A 16,124-nucleotide genomic window follows, 5' to 3' on the forward strand; every position below is an offset into this window, starting at 1 on the left:
TTGTTTTTCCGTCGTGCGGTGCGGCGCCTTTATATTGAACAGGGCCGCTCCTTGCCTGAAGGGGTGGCCCTGGTCGGTCACAACCTTGCCAAAATCAGCATGCGGGTGCAACGCCGTAAGCGGCCGAAAAGGCCGATCTCGGCAGGTATTTAGGCTTGGTCTATGAGCGCGCTCGCGCGCCGGTTTGGAGCAATTCCTAGAAGTGGCTGTACGAAAGCCGCTTCAGGGCCAGTTCCTTGCCCTGCCCGTCCAGGAAGCGCGGCCGCTCATGGCCCGCCACGATCGTGCCGATCGCCGTGACGCCGAGCCCCACCGCCCGCCCCGCGGCAATCAGCGCATCGCTGTGCGCGGCCGGCACGGTGCACAGCACCTCGTAATCGTCGCCCCCGGCCAGCAGCGTCTCAACGCAAACGATGTCACGCGCAACGAGGCCGGCGGCCGCCGCGGACAGCGGCACGCGCGCCACGTCGATGGTGGCCGAGACGCCTGAGGCCGCACAGAGCTTCGTCAGATCACCGGCGAGCCCGTCGGAGACGTCCATCGCAGCCGTTGCATGGTCACGCACGGCCTGCGCCAGCACGTTGCGCGGCTGCGGCACGCGATAGCGCGAGACCAGCATCTCTCGCGCGATCGGATCGGAGGCCAGCGCATCCGCCACCGCACCACCGGTGAGCACGTCGAGGCCGAGCGCGGCATCGCCGATCGTTCCCGTCACCAGGATAAGGTCGCCCGGCCGCGCGCCGGTGCGGCCGACCATCCGCCCCTGCGGCACGCGGCCGAAGGCGGTGATCGAGATCATCTGCGGTCCCGGCGTCGACACCGTATCGCCGCCAAGCAGCGGGCAGGCGAAGGTGTTGGCGTCCTCACCGAGCGCATCCGCAAACGGCCTGAGCCAGCGATCCTCCCTGCTGCGCAGGGCCAGCGTCAGCACGAAACCGGCGGGTACAGCGCCCTTGGCCGCGAGATCTGAGAGGTTCACCCGCAGCGCCTTGCGCGCGATGGTGTCGGGCGGATCGGTGGCAAGATAATGCACGCCTTCGACGACGGCGTCGGTGGTGACAACGATGTCGTCGCCGGACGAGGACAGGATCGCGGCATCATCGACCAGCCCCAGCGCGCCGGGATCGGTCGCCAGCGGCTTGAAATAGCGCGCGATCAGGGAGTCTTCGCCGGAGGGATCGTGCGGGTTTGCCATCAGCGTCAGCCAAACACACCGCTGTCATCGCCCGGCTTGACCGGGCGATCCAGTACGCCGAGACGGCAGTGATGAACCACGACCGTCGCGGCGTACTGGATCACCCGCTTTCGCGGGTGATGACGACAGAGAATGCGGCAGCCGTATCGCGTCACTTCACCGCCCTCGCGGATAACTACCCCCGCCCGAATTCGTCGCCGCGAAACTGGCGGCCGATCTGGTCGAGCACCGCATTCACCATGCCGGTCTCCTCGCGGTCGACGAAGGCGTTGGCGACGTCGACATATTCGGACACGACGACGCGGCCCGGCACGTCCTTGCGGTGTTCCAGTTCGTAGGCCCCTGCCCGCAGCACCGCGCGCAAAATCGCCTCGATGCGCTTCAGCGGCCATCCTTTCGACAGCGCCTCGTCGATCAGGGGATCGAGCTTCTTCTGGTCGCGCACGACGCCCGAGACGACGTCGCGGAAGAAGGCCGCTTCCGCCGGAAGATAAGTGTCGCCCTCGACCTCGTTACCAAGCCAGTGGCTCTCGAACTCGGCAAAGATGTCGTTGATGCCGGCGCCGGCGATGTCCATCTGATACAGCGCCTGGACGGCCGCGAGCCGCGCCGCACCGCGCCGGTTCGCTTTCTTCTCTGTGCCAGCCGGCGGCTTTTTGCTGTTGTCGACCATGATCAAGCCTGCGCCAGACGGCGCTTGATGCGCAGCATGGCAATCGCCGCGCGCGCGGCGTCGCCGCCCTTGTTGAGCTCGCTGGCGCGCGCCCGCGCCCAGGCCTGCGCCTCGGTGTTGACGGTGAGGATGCCGTTGCCGAGCGGCAGCTTGCGCGCCACCGCGAGGTCCATCAGCGCGCGCGAGGATTCCTGCGAGACGATCTCGAAATGGATGGTATCGCCGCGGATCACGCAGCCGAGCGCGATCGCCGCGTCATACGGCTTGCCGTTGGCCGCCGCGGCATCGACCGCGATGGCGACCGCCGCCGGGATCTCCAGCGCGCCGGGAACCGTGATGACGTCGTGCGTCAGGCCGGCCGCCTTCAGCTCGGCCACGGCGCCTTCCAGCAGGGCGTCCTGGAGGTCATCATAGAACCGTGCCTCGACAATCAGCGCGCGCGCGCCGGAAATGTCGGTCTGGTCCTTCAGGGGTGCGCGCCGCGCGTCTGCCATCATCAAATCCGTTTCACAGAGGTCGGCGTTATGTAGTCGCCGCCAATCGGTAAGCCAAGTTTTAAACTGTCATTCCGGGGTGATGCGAAGCATCGACCCCGGAATCTCGAGATTCCGGGTCTGGTCCTTCGGACCATCCCGGAATGACCGGCTGCGCCGGTCACTTCATCTCCGTCAGCCGCGCCGCGTAGCGGGCCATCAGGTCGACCTCGATATTGACCTCGTCGCCCGCCTTCCAGCCGCTCAGCGTGGTCACGCTCAGGGTATGCGGGATGATCAGCACCGAAAAGGTCACGTCCGCAACCGTATTGACCGTCAGCGACACGCCGTCGAGCGTGATCGAGCCCTTGGTGGCGATGAACCGCGCCAGCTCCCGCGTCGTGCTGAACGCGAACCGCGCCATGTCCGGCAGGTCCTCGCGACTGACGATGGTCGCGATTCCGTCGGCATGGCCGGCGACGATGTGGCCGCCGAGCTCGTCGCCGATCTTCAGCGCGCGCTCGAGATTGAGCCTGGTGCCGCCCTGCCAGCGCTTTGCCGTGGTCAGCGCCAGCGTCTCGGCCGCGGCATCGACATCGAACCAAGTCCTTTTAGAAGAGTCTTTGCCGCCCTCGACGCCGGAGGCCACGACGGTCAGGCAGACGCCGTTGCAGGCGATCGATGCGCCGTCGGCAATGGTGGTCTGATCATAGCGGCAGGCGATGCGCAGGCGATGCAGCTGCCCCTGCGCCACAGGCTTCAGGCTGACGATCTCGCCGATATCGGTGACAATGCCGGTGAACATTAGGCGCGCTCGTAGATGGTGAGAGTATCCTTGTCGAATGTTTCGCTAGCATGAACCTTGAAGGCCTGCGACTGCGTGATTTTCGACAGGGGCAATGCATCGAGCGCATCCACGCCATCGGCGCCGACAGCGTCCGCACCGCGGAACAGCCAGATCTCGTCGACCAGGTCGCCCGCCACGAACGATGCCGCAACGCGGCTGCCGCCTTCGACCATCAGCCGCGTGATGCCCTTCCCGGCCAGCGCATGCAGCGCAGCCGAAAGATCGAGCCCGGATGCGCTGCCCGGCGGCACCCGGATGACCTGCGTACCGGCAGCGCCAAGCCGTGTCGCGGCCGCGGCTTCCGCAAGCTCCGAGCCGACCACCCAGAGCGGCGTCTCGCGCGCGGAGCGGACGAGCTTGCTCGATGCCGGAATACGAAGGCTCTGATCGAGCACCACGCGCACCGGCGAGCGCGCCGCCATGCCCGGCAGGCGGCAGGTGAGAAGCGGATCGTCCGCCAGCACCGTGCCGATGCCGACCAGGATGGCGTCGCTCTGGGCGCGCAACAGATGCACGCGATTGCGCGCGGCTTCGCCCGTGATGGCGACCGGCTTGGCGCCGGCCGCGCCGATCTTGCCGTCGGGCGAGACCGCGAGCTTCAGGATCACATGCGGACGCCTGTCACGAATGCGGCGGAAATGGCCGGCGTGGTCGAACGCGGCCTCCGCCGCGCACAGGCCCACATCCACCGTGATGCCCGCGGCACGCAGCCGTGCATGGCCCTGACCCGCGACGTCCGGATTAGGGTCCTCGATTGCCGCGACCACGCGCTTGATGCCGGCCGCGATCACCGCGTCCGCACAGGGCGGCGACTTGCCGAAATGCGAGCACGGCTCCAGTGTGACGTAGAGCGTGGCCCCGCGTGCCGCCTCGCCGGCCCGCCGCAGCGCCTCAGGCTCCGCATGCGGACGACCACCTTCTTGCGTCCAGCCGCGGCCGAGGATCACCCCGTCCTTGACGATGACGGCCCCGACGGCCGGATTGGGCCAGGTGCGGCCCTGCCCGCGCCGGCCGAGCGCCAGTGCAAGCTGCATGAAGCGGCGATCGGCGTCCTTGGACTCGCGGGCCTTCTGCGCGAACTGATCTTCCAGGATGCGGAAGATCATTTGCGGATCGCGGCGAGCCGCGCTTCCTCCTCACCGGAGAGCTCGCCGAGCACGTCGGCGAAATCCTTGGCCTCGCGGAAATTGCGGTAGACCGAGGCAAAGCGCACATAGGCGACGTCGTCGAGCGTGCGCAGATGCTCCATCACGGTCTCGCCGATCACCTCGGAGGAGATTTCGGCCTCGCCCCCGGTCTCGAGCTCGCGCACAATGGTGGATACCATTTTCTCCACCCGCTCCGGCTCGACCTGCCGCTTGCGCAGACTGATCGACACTGAGCGCATCAGCTTGTCGCGGTCGAACGGCACGCGGCGGCCGTTGCGCTTGATCACGGTGAGCTCGCGCAGCTGCACGCGCTCGAAGGTGGTGAAGCGGAAATTGCAGGCGACGCACACGCGCCGCCTGCGGATCACGGAAGAGTCCTCGGTCGGACGCGAGTCCTTTACCTGCGTATCGAGACTGTTGCAGTTCGGGCAGCGCATCCGTTTAGCCCAGCCTTACTGGTAGATCGGGAACCGATCGGTGAGCGCCTTGACCCGTTCCTTGATCGCGGCTTCCACCAGCGGCGCCTTGCCGTCGGAGGACTGCGCGATCGCGTTCAGGACCTCGGCGATCAGGCCGCCGACCTGCTGGAATTCAGCGACGCCGAAGCCGCGCGTGGTCGCAGCCGGGGTGCCCAGACGCAGGCCCGAGGTGACGAAGGGCGTTTCGGGGTCGAAGGGAATGCCGTTCTTGTTGCAGGTGATGGCCGCGCGCACCAGCGCCTTCTCCGAGGCGTTGCCCTTCAGGCCCTTCGGCCTGAGGTCGACCAACATCAGATGGTTGTCGGTGCCGCCGGAGACGATATCGAAGCCGTGGCTCTTCAGCGTCTCGGCCAGCGCCTTGGCGTTCTCGACGACGTTTTTCGCGTAGACCTTGAAGTCCGGCCGCAGCGCCTCGCCGAAGGCGACCGCCTTCGCCGCGATCACATGCATCAGCGGGCCGCCCTGAAGGCCCGGGAAGATCGCCGAGTTGAGCTTCTTGGTTAGCGTCTCGTCATTCCACAGCATCAACCCGCCGCGCGGGCCGCGCAGCGATTTGTGGGTCGTGGTCGTGGTGACGTGGGCATAGGGCACGGGCGAGGCATGCACGCCGCCGGCGACGAGGCCGGCGAAATGCGCCATGTCGACCAGGAGATAAGCGCCGACGCTATCGGCGATCTCGCGGAAGCGCTTGAAGTCCCAGGCGCGCGAATAGGCCGAGCCGCCGGCGATGATCAGCTTCGGCTTGACCTGCTCGGCCTGCTTGGCCACCGCATCCATGTCGATGATCTGGTCCTCGCGGCGCACGGTGTAGTGCGCGGCCTTGAACCACTTGCCGCTCATGTTGACGGGCGAACCGTGGGTGAGATGGCCGCCGGCGGCGAGGTCGAGACCCATGAAGGTGTCGCCGGGCTGGAGCAGCGCCAAGAACACCGCCTGGTTCATCTGGCTGCCGGAGTTCGGCTGCACGTTGGCGAAGTTCGCGCCGAACAGTTTTTTCGCGCGATCGATCGCGAGGTTCTCGGCGACGTCGACCCATTCACAACCGCCGTAGTAGCGCGCGCCCGGATAACCTTCCGCATATTTGTTGGTCATCACCGAACCCTGCGCTTCCAGCACGGCACGGCTGACGATGTTCTCGGAGGCGATCAGCTCGACCTCATGGCGCTGCCGGCCGAGCTCGCCCTTGATGGCGGCGGCGATTTCCGGGTCGGCCTGGTCGAGCGAGGCGGTGAAAAACGAATCGGGCGCGGAGGCGGTTTTGGCGAAGGTCATCTTGCGAATATCTCCACCGCCGCAACCTTTTGGCGGGCTGCGGGCGGGTCTGGTGTGGTGATCGGAAGCTGCGAGCGCGATCTACCACATCGCCCGCCCCCGGCCAAGCATTTGCGGGTCCGGGACAGGATTTATGCCAGATATGGTGGGGATTGGAGGATTAGGCGAGGACGCTCCATGGACCGCCCCGCTCCGATGATCTCTGAAAGGCCCGCTTTGGACCTATTTGTGCGAGCGCCCGCCGGTGGTGGCCGGCCTCCCCGCTACAACCCCGTATACCCCGCCTTCACCGGGTCCACGCTGCCGTCGAGCTGGCGCAGATAGGTCAGGCCGCAGACCGTCAACCGGTGGGTGTCCTTCTCGCCGGCTTCCATCAACGTGTTGAGGTAGTTCGTCACCTTGGCGCGGGCCTCCGCGCTCGCCGCGGAGGAGCGGTTGGCGAGCAGGTCGTAGGTCTGCATGATGCGGTCGATGGCGGCTTCCATGTCACCCCTCTGGTTCATGTCATCTGATTTCGGGCGTTTCGGTCAGGCAACCGCTCGGGTCTCGGCCTGCGCCTCGAACCTGGCGATTGCCTTGTTGGCGAGCCTGATCTTGTTGAATTCGCCATGCTGGAGCAGCTTGATGACGATTTCGAGCAGGCGCTCGTTGGTGACGAGCGTGTCGGGGATCGCGCCGGAGCGGCGAAGGTAGTTGGCGGCGATGGCATAGGCATCGCTCACGAGCTCGACGTTCATGGCCTGCAACCCGCGTTCGACCAGCATCGCATCCTCCGATCCGAAAGACACAACGGCGATGCGGGGAACTGGTTCCGCCCGGCCGGCGAATTTTCTCGCAGCCGCGAAACGACAAAACGCACCGGTCCGGGCAGAGCCGGGCCGGTGCGCTTGGGGAAGTTAGGCACGTTCGGGAGGCTTGCCGGTCTTGTTGCGGGCCGGCTTGGCCTTGATCCCGTCGAAAAAGGGCTCAGAGACGATACAGGATCTGGTCGGTCCAGAACCGCTCGAGGCGGTGCAGCGACTTGTTCAGGGTCGAGAACTCCTCGCCCGAGATGCCACCGACCTGCTCCACCGTCTTGACGTGCTTCTGGTAGAGGGAGTCGACGATGCGACGGACTTCCTGGCCCTGCGGCGTCAGGCGGATGCGCACCGAGCGGCGATCGACGCGCGAGCGCTGATGATCGAGGAAGCCGAGCTCGACGAGCTTCTTCAGATTGTAGGAGACGTTGGAGCCGAGATAGTAACCGCGCGTGCGCAGTTCGCCCGCGGTCAGCTCCTTGTCGCCGATGTTGTAGAGCAGGAGCGCCTGCACCGAATTGATGTCGGCGCGACCACGACGATCGAACTCGTCCTTGATCACATCGAGGAGCCGGCGATGCAGCCGCTCCACCAGAGTCAAAGCTTCCAGATAGAGCGACTGCACCGAACCCTGCTGGCCGGAGACGCGCTCTGCGGTATCTGCCGCAGTTGCGACGGCTTTCATCATGACACTTCCCCTGTTGTCGTTTTTATCGACACTTATTCGACGAAACTTGTGCTCCGTCTGATAGGTGCAACTTAAGGGGGCCGTTTGAAGATCCGCTTAAATAAGAGAATAAAGAGATCATGAATTTAAGACAGTGAATTGCGGATTAAGCCTGTGCCACAAGGGCTTTTCGCAACCGTCTGTTGACCGTCGCAAGGTCCTGTTCACCCTCCGTCCGCCGGCCCTGTCGCATTCCAGTACAGGGCCGCCCCGTTTCGAAACGCGCGCGTAAGAGCTGTGGCGGAATGCACGGAGTCAACGAAAAGTTACCGCAAATTTTAGGCAACCAACGGTCAACCAACCGCGCACAACTGCGCGCGTGTCCCGGAGTTGAACAGATCGTAGGGTGGGGAGAGCGAAGCGAAACCCATCGATGCAGGCGTACGTCGATGATGGGTTTCGCTTCGCTCTACCCATCCTACAAGAGGCGTGCGCACGCTACGGCGGCCGCTCGCGCGCGGCCATCCAGGCGAGCGCGAGATAGGCCGCAAGCATGAAGGCTTCCACGCCGACGACGACCAGGCTGCCGCCGTAGATGCCCGGGAACATCAGTTCGATCACCGCCATCGACACCACGGTGGTCAGCCACACCACCGCGCCCCAGGGTGTCGCGAGCCACAGGCCGACGGCGGCAACGAGCTCGATGACGGCGAAGTAGACGGTCGCGGCCTGCCAGGCCATCGACTGGTTCTCGAACGCCTCGTCCTCGCCGCCGACGAAGCCGGTCACCTGCGCCCAATGATAGAGACCTTTGAGGATCGAGAGCAGCGCCATCACCCGCAGGAACAGCACGAGCCGGCGGGTCCAGACATTGTCGTCGGTATCGGCGCGCTCCGACGAGATCGCAGCCACCGACATTGCGTTGTCTCTGGCATTGTCTCTGACGGCGTCCCTGGCATTGGCGCTGTCGCGGGCCGCGTCGCGGGTTGATATCTCGGACATGGCCCCCTTCTGGCTGCTTCTCCCCGCAAAATCAATCGGCTGCCCCGTCAGTTCAATTCTGCCTTGCGGCAGGTCAAGCCGCGGTGGCGGGAACCATGCGAGCTGGTATAAGAATAATTCCAGCCGGAGGAAGAGTGATGGCGATCAAATACGGACGTCCGATCGAACTGCGCGAGGTGGCTCGCCCCGGTGCGGCAGCCTCCCCTGCCCTCGATCTGACCGTCCGGCCGCGCCGCAACCGCAAGGCGGAATGGGCCCGGCGCATGGTGCGCGAGAACGTGCTCACCACCGACGATCTGATCTGGCCCCTGTTCCTGATCGACGGCGACAACAAGCGCGAGCAGATCGCCTCGATGCCGGGCGTCGACCGCCTCAGCGTCGACCAGGCCGTGCGCGAGGCCGAGCGCGCGATGAAGCTCACGATCCCCTGCATCGCGCTGTTTCCCTACACCGATCCGTCCCTGCGCGACGAGGAAGGATCGGAAGCGACCAACCCGGACAATCTGGTCTGCCAGGCCGTGCGCGCGATCAAGAAGGAGTTTCCCGATCTCGGCATTCTCTGCGACGTCGCGCTCGATCCCTTCACCAGCCACGGCCATGACGGCCTGATCGCCGACGGCCGGATCCTGAACGACGAGACGGTTGCCGTGCTGGTGCGCCAGGCCCTGGTGCAGGCCGAGGCCGGATGCGACATCATCGCGCCTTCGGACATGATGGACGGCCGCGTCGCCGCGATCCGCGAGGGGCTGGATCGCGCCGGCCTGCTCGACGTGCAGATCATGGCCTATGCGGCCAAATACGCCTCCGCCTTCTACGGCCCGTTCCGCGACGCCATCGGCTCGGCCAAGACGCTCACCGGCGACAAGCGCACCTACCAGATGGACAGCGCCAACACCGACGAAGCGCTGCGCGAGGTCGAGCTCGACATTTCCGAGGGCGCCGACATGGTGATGGTGAAGCCCGGCATGCCCTATCTCGACGTGGTGCGGCGGGTGAAGGACACCTTTGCGATGCCGACCTTCGCCTACCAGGTCTCCGGCGAATACGCGATGATCGCGGCCGCCGCAGGCAATGGCTGGCTCGACGGCGACCGCGCGATGATGGAGAGCCTGTTGGCCTTCAAGCGCGCCGGCGCCGACGGCGTGCTGAGCTACTTCGCGCCGAAGGCGGCGGAGAAGCTGCGAGCGCAGGGGTAAACCCCAACGTCGTCCCGGCGAAGGCCGGGACCCATACCGTGTGATCCATCGATGGCGGGCGGTATTCGTACCGGCGAAGGGATCAAACTTCTAGTCTTCGACAAACTTCTCCCTGGGGTAATGGGTCCTGGCTTTCGCCAGGACGACGGTGGAAGTGCCGCACCTTCCACGAGCCTCCCCCGCCCCCGAATCGCCGGAATATTTCGGCTTGTTGACGTCGGCGCACCCTTGGCACGCGGACGGCCTGTTCCCATGTCCTGCTACGGGAGTTTCCCTCGGGGAGGACGGACCATGTCGTATTCGGACTCGGGCAATTCAGGTCCCCAGGCGGGCGCCTGGCGCAATGATGGCGGGGTTCCGCCGAATGCCTATGATCCTTATTTGCATCCGGAACTGTTCCGCGGCGTGGCGACGCGGCGGGTGTTCGCCTTCCTGATCGACATGATCGTGATCTCGGTGCCGGTCATCCTCGGCTACCTCTTCATCGCCGTGTTCGGCGTGGTGACGCTCGGCATCGGCTGGGCGCTGTTCTGGCTCGCCTGGCCCGCTTCCGTGGTCTGGGCCATCGTCTATTACGGCGCCTGCATCGGTGGTCCCTCGTCCGCGACGATCGGGATGCGGGTAATGGACCTGGAGTTGCGCACCTGGTACGGCGCACCCGGCTATTTCGTGCTCGGCGCCACCCATGCCGTGCTGTTCTGGGTGACGGTGTCGTTCCTGTCGCCCTTTGTGGTGCTGGTCGGCCTGTTCAACGGCCGGCGGCGCCTGCTGCATGATTTCGTGCTGGGAACGGTCATCGTCAACAATTCCGTTCGCGCACCCGTGCCGGAAGCGGCCAGAACCTGGTGATCAAGGACCTATCAACCAGGACCATCTAAACTGACCGATCTGCCCCGCCGAGCAGAGCGATTGACCGGGAGCTTTCGTAGCGCGATGCTGATACTCACTTTGGAGGCCCACGACGTCCCTTGACCCAGCACTCGCGCGATACCCCACAATTTTACCTCACGGCGCCCTCGCCCTGCCCGTATCTGCCGGGCCGGCATGAGCGCAAGGTGTTCACGCACCTGGTGGGAGAGCGCGCCGGCGACCTCAACGACCTGCTGACCCATGGCGGGTTCCGCCGCAGCCAGTCGATCGCCTACCGGCCGGCCTGCGACCAGTGCCGCGCCTGCGTTTCGGTCCGGGTCATCGCCAACGAGTTCCGCCCCTCCCGCAACTTCCGCAAGGTGATCGCGCGCAACGCCGACATCATCGGCGAGCAGCGCAGCGCGGTCCCGACCTCCGAGCAATATTCGGTGTTTCGCGCCTATCTCGACGCCCGCCACCGCCACGGCGGCATGGCCGACATGACTGTGCTCGACTACGCCATGATGGTCGAGGACAGCCATGTCGAGACCCGCATCATCGAGTACCGCAAGCGCGGTCCCGACAGCGGCATCACCGGCCGCGGCGAGGAGCTGATCGCAGTGGCGCTGACCGACGTGCTCAGCGACGGCCTGTCGATGGTCTACTCGTTCTTCGAGCCGAGCCAGGTCAGCCGCTCGATGGGCACCTTCATGATCCTCGACCACATCGTCCGCGCCCGCCGCCAGGGCCTACCTTACGTCTATCTCGGCTACTGGATCGATGGCTCCAAGAAGATGGACTACAAGGCCCGCTTCCTGCCGCAGCAGCGCCTCGCGCCATCAGGCTGGCTGCGCATCGACGCACAGGGCGACGCTGCGTCCGAGCCGCAGGATTAAGAGGCAGTGGTTCGACGTCGTGCGTCGAGCGGAGGTCTTCGCTTGCCATCGGCAGGTTCTGTCATGGTCGCACTCTCGGTGATCATCCCGTCGAGCATCGATGCTCATGCCTGTGAAGCCGGCCACAAAGAGTATTTTGGCCGCTGCATCGCGGTGACGCCTCCCGCCCCGAATCTTCTCACGTTCCTCAAAGACTACGGCCAGCCAGTCGTCAAGGTTGGCGAGGTCGCCGATCTCTTCGCGCCGGACCTGCCCTTGTTCGACAAGCCCGAACCTGGCCGCAAGATCCTTCACACATGGCGGCGCCCGAACGCCGACGTCGAATCCGACGCCCGGATCGAGGGCGTTCTTCCCGATTTTTATGTCGTGACAGTGAGCGTGTACGAAGGCCCGACATCATGCGGGATCGAGGAGTTCAAGCAGAAAGGGCCGAAGACGACGTTGCGCGGCTACGTGCCGAAAACCAGCCCGCAGGGATTGCCGTCGCTCTGGAAGTTCAAGCACATGAGCGGGCTCTGCTAGCGGCTATACCCGCAAGCGCCCTCACCCGAACAGCGTATCCGCCAGCAGCTTCAAGTTCAAAACCACGATCACGCCCGCGACGATCCACGCGATCGCCGCGACCCACGCGGGGATCACGAACTGGCCCATCTTGCGGCGGTCGGAGACGAAGCGCACCAGCGGGATGACGGCGAAGGGCAGTTGCATCGACAGCACGACCTGGCTGAACACCAAGAGATCGGCGGTGCCGCGCTCGCCGTAGATCGCAGTGACGACGATCACCGGAACGATGGCGATGCCGCGCGTGAGCAGGCGACGCGCCCAGCTCGGCAGGCGCAGGTCGAGGAAACCCTCCATCACGATCTGGCCGGCGAGCGTCGCCGTCACCGTCGAATTCAGACCCGAGGCGAGCAGCGCCACCGCGAACAGTGTCGAGGCCATGCCGAGACCGAGCAACGGCGACAGCAGCTCGAAGGCCTGGCCGATCTCGGCGACGTCGGAATGGCCGCTGTTGTGGAAGGTCGCGGCTGCCACCACCAGGATCGCGGCATTAATGAACAGCGCCAGCATCAGCGCGATGGTCGAGTCCGTCGTCGCCCATTTGATCGCTTCGCGCCGGCCGGAGTCGTTGCGCTCATAGGCCCGCGTCTGCACGATCGACGAGTGCAGATAGAGATTATGCGGCATCACGGTGGCGCCGATGATGCCGATCGCGATGTAGAGCATTTCAGGATTGGTGAAGATCTCGGTCTTCGGCACGAAGCCGTGCAGGACTTCAGCCACGGGAGGCGCTGCGGCCACGATCTGGACCCCGAAGCAGATCGCGATCACCGCGAGCAGCGCAATGACGAAGGCTTCCAGGAAACGGAAGCCGCGGTTCATCAGGATCAGCAGCAGGAAGGCATCCAGCGCGGCAATCAGTGCGCCGCCGATCAGGGGAATGCCGAACAAAAGTTTGAGCGCAATCGCCGTGCCGATCACCTCGGCGAGATCGCAGGCGATGATCGCCGCCTCGCAGGCCAGCCACAGCATGAAATTCACGGCAGGCGAATAGGTCGCGCGGCAGGCCTGCGCGAGATCGCGATCGGTGACGATGCCGAGCCGTGCTGCCAGCGACTGGAGCAGGATCGCCATCAGGTTCGAGAGCAGGATGACGGAGAGCAGCGTGTAGCCGAACTTCGATCCGCCGGCGAGGTCGGTCGCCCAATTGCCGGGATCCATGTAGCCGACCGAGACGAGATAGCCGGGGCCGACAAAGGCGAGCAGCCGCCGCCCCCAGTGGCCCGCGGCGGGAATGGCAACCGTGCCATTGACCTCGGCGAGGCTCTTGGTGGTGGGGGCATCGACGCGCCAGCCGGCGGCATCACGAGTGAGGTCGGGTGATCGGGCATCCATGAGGCCAGAATACCGAAGTCGGGTCTTATTGCAACTCATTTGCAACTGCATCTAGCCGCGCCGGTTCCCCGTCGCCGGCCGGTCGCGGCCCTTGTCGGGAAGCGGGTGGGTTTGGGCGTCCCGGGGAGCGGATACTGGCGCCAGATCGACTTTGCAGGAAATGAGCCATGCCAACGTCCCCTCGCCTCCCGCCGACGTTCAATCGCCTCGCCTGGTCCAACCTCGCGGCGCAATCGGCCGAGCAGATCGCGCTCGCCGCAGCCCCCATCGTCGCGGTGCTGACGCTCGGGGTCGCGGAAGGCCAGACCGGCCTGTTGCAGACCGCCCTCACGCTGCCCTTCGTGCTGTTCGCGATTCCGGCCGGCCTGCTCGCCGACCGCATCTCGCGCCGTTCGCTGATGGCGGGTGCAGAGGCCCTGCGAGCGGTCGCGCTCGCGGCGATCGTGCTGCTGCTCGCGCTCGGCGGGCTCAATCTGCCGCTGCTGGCGCTGCTCGGCTTCGCCGCTGTGTGCGGCACCGTCGTCTACAGCGTGGCCGCACCGGCCCTGGTGCCCTCGCTGGTGAGTTCGGACCTGCTGCCGGCCGCCAATGCCCGGATCGAGCTCGCGCGCACCATCGCCTTCGCCAGCGGCCCTGCGCTCGGCGGCGCGCTGGTCGGCTGGTGGGGCGCGAGCCTCGCCTTCGGCTTTGCCGCGGCCCTCTCCGCGATTGCGGTGGTGCTGCTCTCCGGCATCTACGAGCCCGCCCGCACGCCGGCGCCGCAACGGCATCCGTTCCAGGACATCCGCGAAGGCGCGGCCTTCGTGTTCCACCACCCGCTGCTGCGGCCGGTGTTCATCACCCAGTTCATTTTCAACACCGGCTGGTTCCTCCAGATCGCGGTGTTCGTGCCCTACGCCGTACGCCATCTCGGTCTGTCGGCGACCGGCGTCGGCGCCGTGCTGACGATGTACGGCGTCGGCATGGTGATCGGCGCGCTGTTCGCAACGCGGGTGATGCGCGCAATCGCCTTTGGCACCGTTGTGGGGCTTGGGCCGGTCACCGGCTTCGTGGCCGCGGTGGTGATGGCGCTGACAGTGCTGGTCCCCTCGCCCTGGCTCGCGGGCCTCAGCTTCTTCCTGCTCGGCGTCGGGCCAATCCTGTGGGTGATCTCGACCACCACCTTGCGCCAATCGGTGACGCCGCCGCGCCTGCTCGGCCGCGTCTCCGCCATCAACATCATGAGCTACGGCGCCCGCCCGCTCGGCTCGGCGCTGGGAGCGGTCGTCGGCGGCTTCTGGAGCGCGGAAGCGTGCCTGTATCTCGCCGCAGCCGTGTTCGGCGTGCAGGCGCTGGTGATCCTGCTGTCACCGGCGGTGGCGCTGGACCGGCAGCCRGAGATGGTGGGGGACGGCGCGGCGGTGCGGTGTTAGCAAAATTCTCCGCCGTCGTCCCGAAGGCCGGGACGACGGCGAGAGCTACCCCGCCAGATACCGCTCATAGCTCCCCGTCACCGGTTCACTCGCGTCGACCTCCGGATCGAGCGTGTAGAGATCCTGCGCGCGGCCGATGCCGCGCAGCGCATAGCGGCCGGTGGAGACGAGATAGCGGCGGCCGGCGGCGTCCAGGCCCTTGTAGAACTCCGCCGACGCCAACAGCTCGCGGTCGACCGAGCGGCTCATCGAGGCAATGCGGCTGACCTCGTTCACGGTCGGCCCGACAACCGTGAAATCCAGCCGGTCCTCGCTGCCGATATTACCGTAAAGGACCTCGCCGACATGCAGGCCGATATAGGCCGACGTGGTCGGACGGCCGACGGCCGCCCGGCGCGCGTTCAGCGCCGCGACGTTCTTGCGGAACAGATGCTCGGCGCGCAGCGCGGCACGCCGCGCATCCGCCATATCCTCGCCCCAGAACATCGCGAGCACGCCGTCGCCGATCAGCTTCAGCACGTCGCCGCCGGCGTCGTGGATCGCGTCGATCACGGCCTGCGCATAGTCGTTGAGGAACGGGATGATCTCGTCGGGTCCGATGCTCTCGCTGATTCCGGTCGAGCCGCGCAAATCCGAATACCAGAGCACGGCGTTGATGCGCTCGGTGACGCCGCGCGAGATGCGCCCGCGCAGCACCTGCTCGGAGGCATCGCGGCCGAGATAGACCCGGCCGAGCGTGCGCGCGATGTCCATCTGCTGCGCTGACTTGATCGCGAGCCCCAGCACCGGCACGAGATCGCGCAGCGCGGCGAGCCCGTCCTCGCCGAAACCTTCGGGGCGGCGCGTGGTCCAGCAGGAATAGAGGCAGTCCATCAGGCCGAGCGCGCCGTTCTCGCCGAAGCGGTGCACGAAGGCGAGATAGTGCCGGTGGCCCTTTTCGGCGAGTTCGCCGATCTGCGAGAAATCGAGCGACGGCGCGTCGGCAAGATCGATCACCATCTCGTCGTCGCCATGCTCGAGCATGTGGAAGAACACCGAGCGGCGCCAGCTCTTGGCCGCATCGCCTTCGGCGGTCGAGCCGTATTCGAACACGTCGCTCTCGTTGCTCTGCCGGTCGCTCCAGCGGAAGCCACGGCCCTCATAGATCGGGTGCAGCGTGTCGATGACGACCAGCCCGCGCGAGAGTTCCAGTCCTTCGGCGCGGCAGCGCTCGCAGAACCCTCGGAGCAGTTCGTTTTCAGGCAGGCCCGTGAGCCCCTGGCCGGTCAGCCAGTTCATCAGCGCGAGGCGCGAGGTCAATTGCATGCGCCATTATGGCGTGC

General features: G+C 65.9%; 18 protein-coding genes. 5 read left to right on the plus strand and 13 right to left on the minus strand.

Annotated features, from left to right (window positions below):
- Positions 1-196 precede the first annotated feature (196 nt).
- From thiL to ACXJMY_RS26010, 11 genes are all read right to left on the minus strand, one after another.
- Positions 197-1,195, minus strand: a complete 999-nt coding sequence (gene thiL / locus ACXJMY_RS25960) for a thiamine-phosphate kinase (RefSeq protein ID WP_456622189.1) — start codon at positions 1,193-1,195, stop codon at positions 197-199.
- Positions 1,196-1,370: 175 nt separating this feature from the next.
- On the minus strand, positions 1,371-1,868 hold the full coding sequence (gene nusB / locus ACXJMY_RS25965) for a transcription antitermination factor NusB (protein WP_456622190.1): 498 nt from the start codon (positions 1,866-1,868) through the stop codon (positions 1,371-1,373).
- 2 nt (positions 1,869-1,870) lie between these two features.
- On the minus strand, positions 1,871-2,362 hold the full coding sequence (ribH, locus tag ACXJMY_RS25970) for a 6,7-dimethyl-8-ribityllumazine synthase (protein ID WP_456622191.1): 492 nt from the start codon (positions 2,360-2,362) through the stop codon (positions 1,871-1,873).
- Between the two features lie 160 nt (positions 2,363-2,522).
- Entirely contained in the window at positions 2,523-3,146 is a 624-nt protein-coding gene (locus tag ACXJMY_RS25975) for a riboflavin synthase (RefSeq protein ID WP_456622192.1), read from the minus strand.
- A complete protein-coding gene (gene ribD, locus ACXJMY_RS25980; protein ID WP_456622193.1) occupies positions 3,146-4,294 on the minus strand; it encodes a bifunctional diaminohydroxyphosphoribosylaminopyrimidine deaminase/5-amino-6-(5-phosphoribosylamino)uracil reductase RibD in 1,149 nt (382 codons plus the stop codon). The genes ACXJMY_RS25975 and ribD overlap by 1 nt, the downstream gene beginning before the upstream one ends.
- Positions 4,291-4,773 (minus strand): transcriptional regulator NrdR, encoded by a 483-nt coding sequence (gene nrdR, locus ACXJMY_RS25985; protein WP_007603426.1) that lies wholly within the window; start codon positions 4,771-4,773, stop codon positions 4,291-4,293. Before nrdR ends, ribD begins: the two co-directional genes overlap by 4 nt.
- Positions 4,774-4,788: 15 nt before the next feature.
- The gene (glyA, locus tag ACXJMY_RS25990) at positions 4,789-6,087 is read right to left on the minus strand and encodes a serine hydroxymethyltransferase (RefSeq protein WP_456622194.1); all 1,299 of its coding nucleotides are present in this window, start codon (positions 6,085-6,087) and stop codon (positions 4,789-4,791) included.
- Positions 6,088-6,350: 263 nt separating this feature from the next.
- Positions 6,351-6,572: a hypothetical protein gene (locus tag ACXJMY_RS25995; protein WP_247349426.1), complete on the minus strand. Its 222-nt coding sequence runs from the start codon at positions 6,570-6,572 to the stop codon at positions 6,351-6,353.
- A 42-nt stretch (positions 6,573-6,614) separates the two neighbouring features.
- Entirely contained in the window at positions 6,615-6,851 is a 237-nt protein-coding gene (locus tag ACXJMY_RS26000; RefSeq protein WP_456622195.1) for a hypothetical protein, read from the minus strand.
- Positions 6,852-7,053: 202 nt separating this feature from the next.
- Complete coding sequence (gene ldtR, locus ACXJMY_RS26005) at positions 7,054-7,572, minus strand: transcriptional regulator LdtR (protein WP_011087797.1); 519 nt, start codon at positions 7,570-7,572, stop codon at positions 7,054-7,056.
- A gap of 477 nt (positions 7,573-8,049) precedes the next feature.
- A complete protein-coding gene (locus ACXJMY_RS26010; RefSeq protein ID WP_456622196.1) occupies positions 8,050-8,553 on the minus strand; it encodes a DUF6163 family protein in 504 nt (167 codons plus the stop codon).
- A 137-nt stretch (positions 8,554-8,690) separates the two neighbouring features.
- Between ACXJMY_RS26010 and hemB the strand changes: the two genes are divergently transcribed.
- From hemB to ACXJMY_RS26030, 4 genes are all read left to right on the plus strand, one after another.
- A complete protein-coding gene (hemB, locus tag ACXJMY_RS26015) occupies positions 8,691-9,749 on the plus strand; it encodes a porphobilinogen synthase (RefSeq protein ID WP_456622197.1) in 1,059 nt (352 codons plus the stop codon).
- Positions 9,750-10,040: 291 nt separating this feature from the next.
- The gene (locus ACXJMY_RS26020; protein ID WP_456622198.1) at positions 10,041-10,598 is read left to right on the plus strand and encodes an RDD family protein; all 558 of its coding nucleotides are present in this window, start codon (positions 10,041-10,043) and stop codon (positions 10,596-10,598) included.
- Between the two features lie 119 nt (positions 10,599-10,717).
- A complete protein-coding gene (locus ACXJMY_RS26025; protein ID WP_456622199.1) occupies positions 10,718-11,494 on the plus strand; it encodes an arginyltransferase in 777 nt (258 codons plus the stop codon).
- 63 nt (positions 11,495-11,557) lie between these two features.
- Positions 11,558-12,016: a hypothetical protein gene (locus tag ACXJMY_RS26030; RefSeq protein WP_456622200.1), complete on the plus strand. Its 459-nt coding sequence runs from the start codon at positions 11,558-11,560 to the stop codon at positions 12,014-12,016.
- Between the two features lie 21 nt (positions 12,017-12,037).
- On the opposite strand, the gene ACXJMY_RS26035 is transcribed toward ACXJMY_RS26030, so the two are convergent.
- Positions 12,038-13,390: an Nramp family divalent metal transporter gene (locus ACXJMY_RS26035; RefSeq protein WP_456622201.1), complete on the minus strand. Its 1,353-nt coding sequence runs from the start codon at positions 13,388-13,390 to the stop codon at positions 12,038-12,040.
- A 167-nt stretch (positions 13,391-13,557) separates the two neighbouring features.
- Between ACXJMY_RS26035 and ACXJMY_RS26040 the strand changes: the two genes are divergently transcribed.
- Positions 13,558-14,802 (plus strand): MFS transporter, encoded by a 1,245-nt coding sequence (locus ACXJMY_RS26040; RefSeq protein WP_456622202.1) that lies wholly within the window; start codon positions 13,558-13,560, stop codon positions 14,800-14,802.
- A 45-nt stretch (positions 14,803-14,847) separates the two neighbouring features.
- On the opposite strand, the gene ACXJMY_RS26045 is transcribed toward ACXJMY_RS26040, so the two are convergent.
- Positions 14,848-16,107: an adenylate/guanylate cyclase domain-containing protein gene (locus tag ACXJMY_RS26045; protein ID WP_456622203.1), complete on the minus strand. Its 1,260-nt coding sequence runs from the start codon at positions 16,105-16,107 to the stop codon at positions 14,848-14,850.
- Positions 16,108-16,124 lie beyond the last annotated feature (17 nt).

This window comes from Bradyrhizobium sp. P5_C12 (assembly GCF_054049735.1).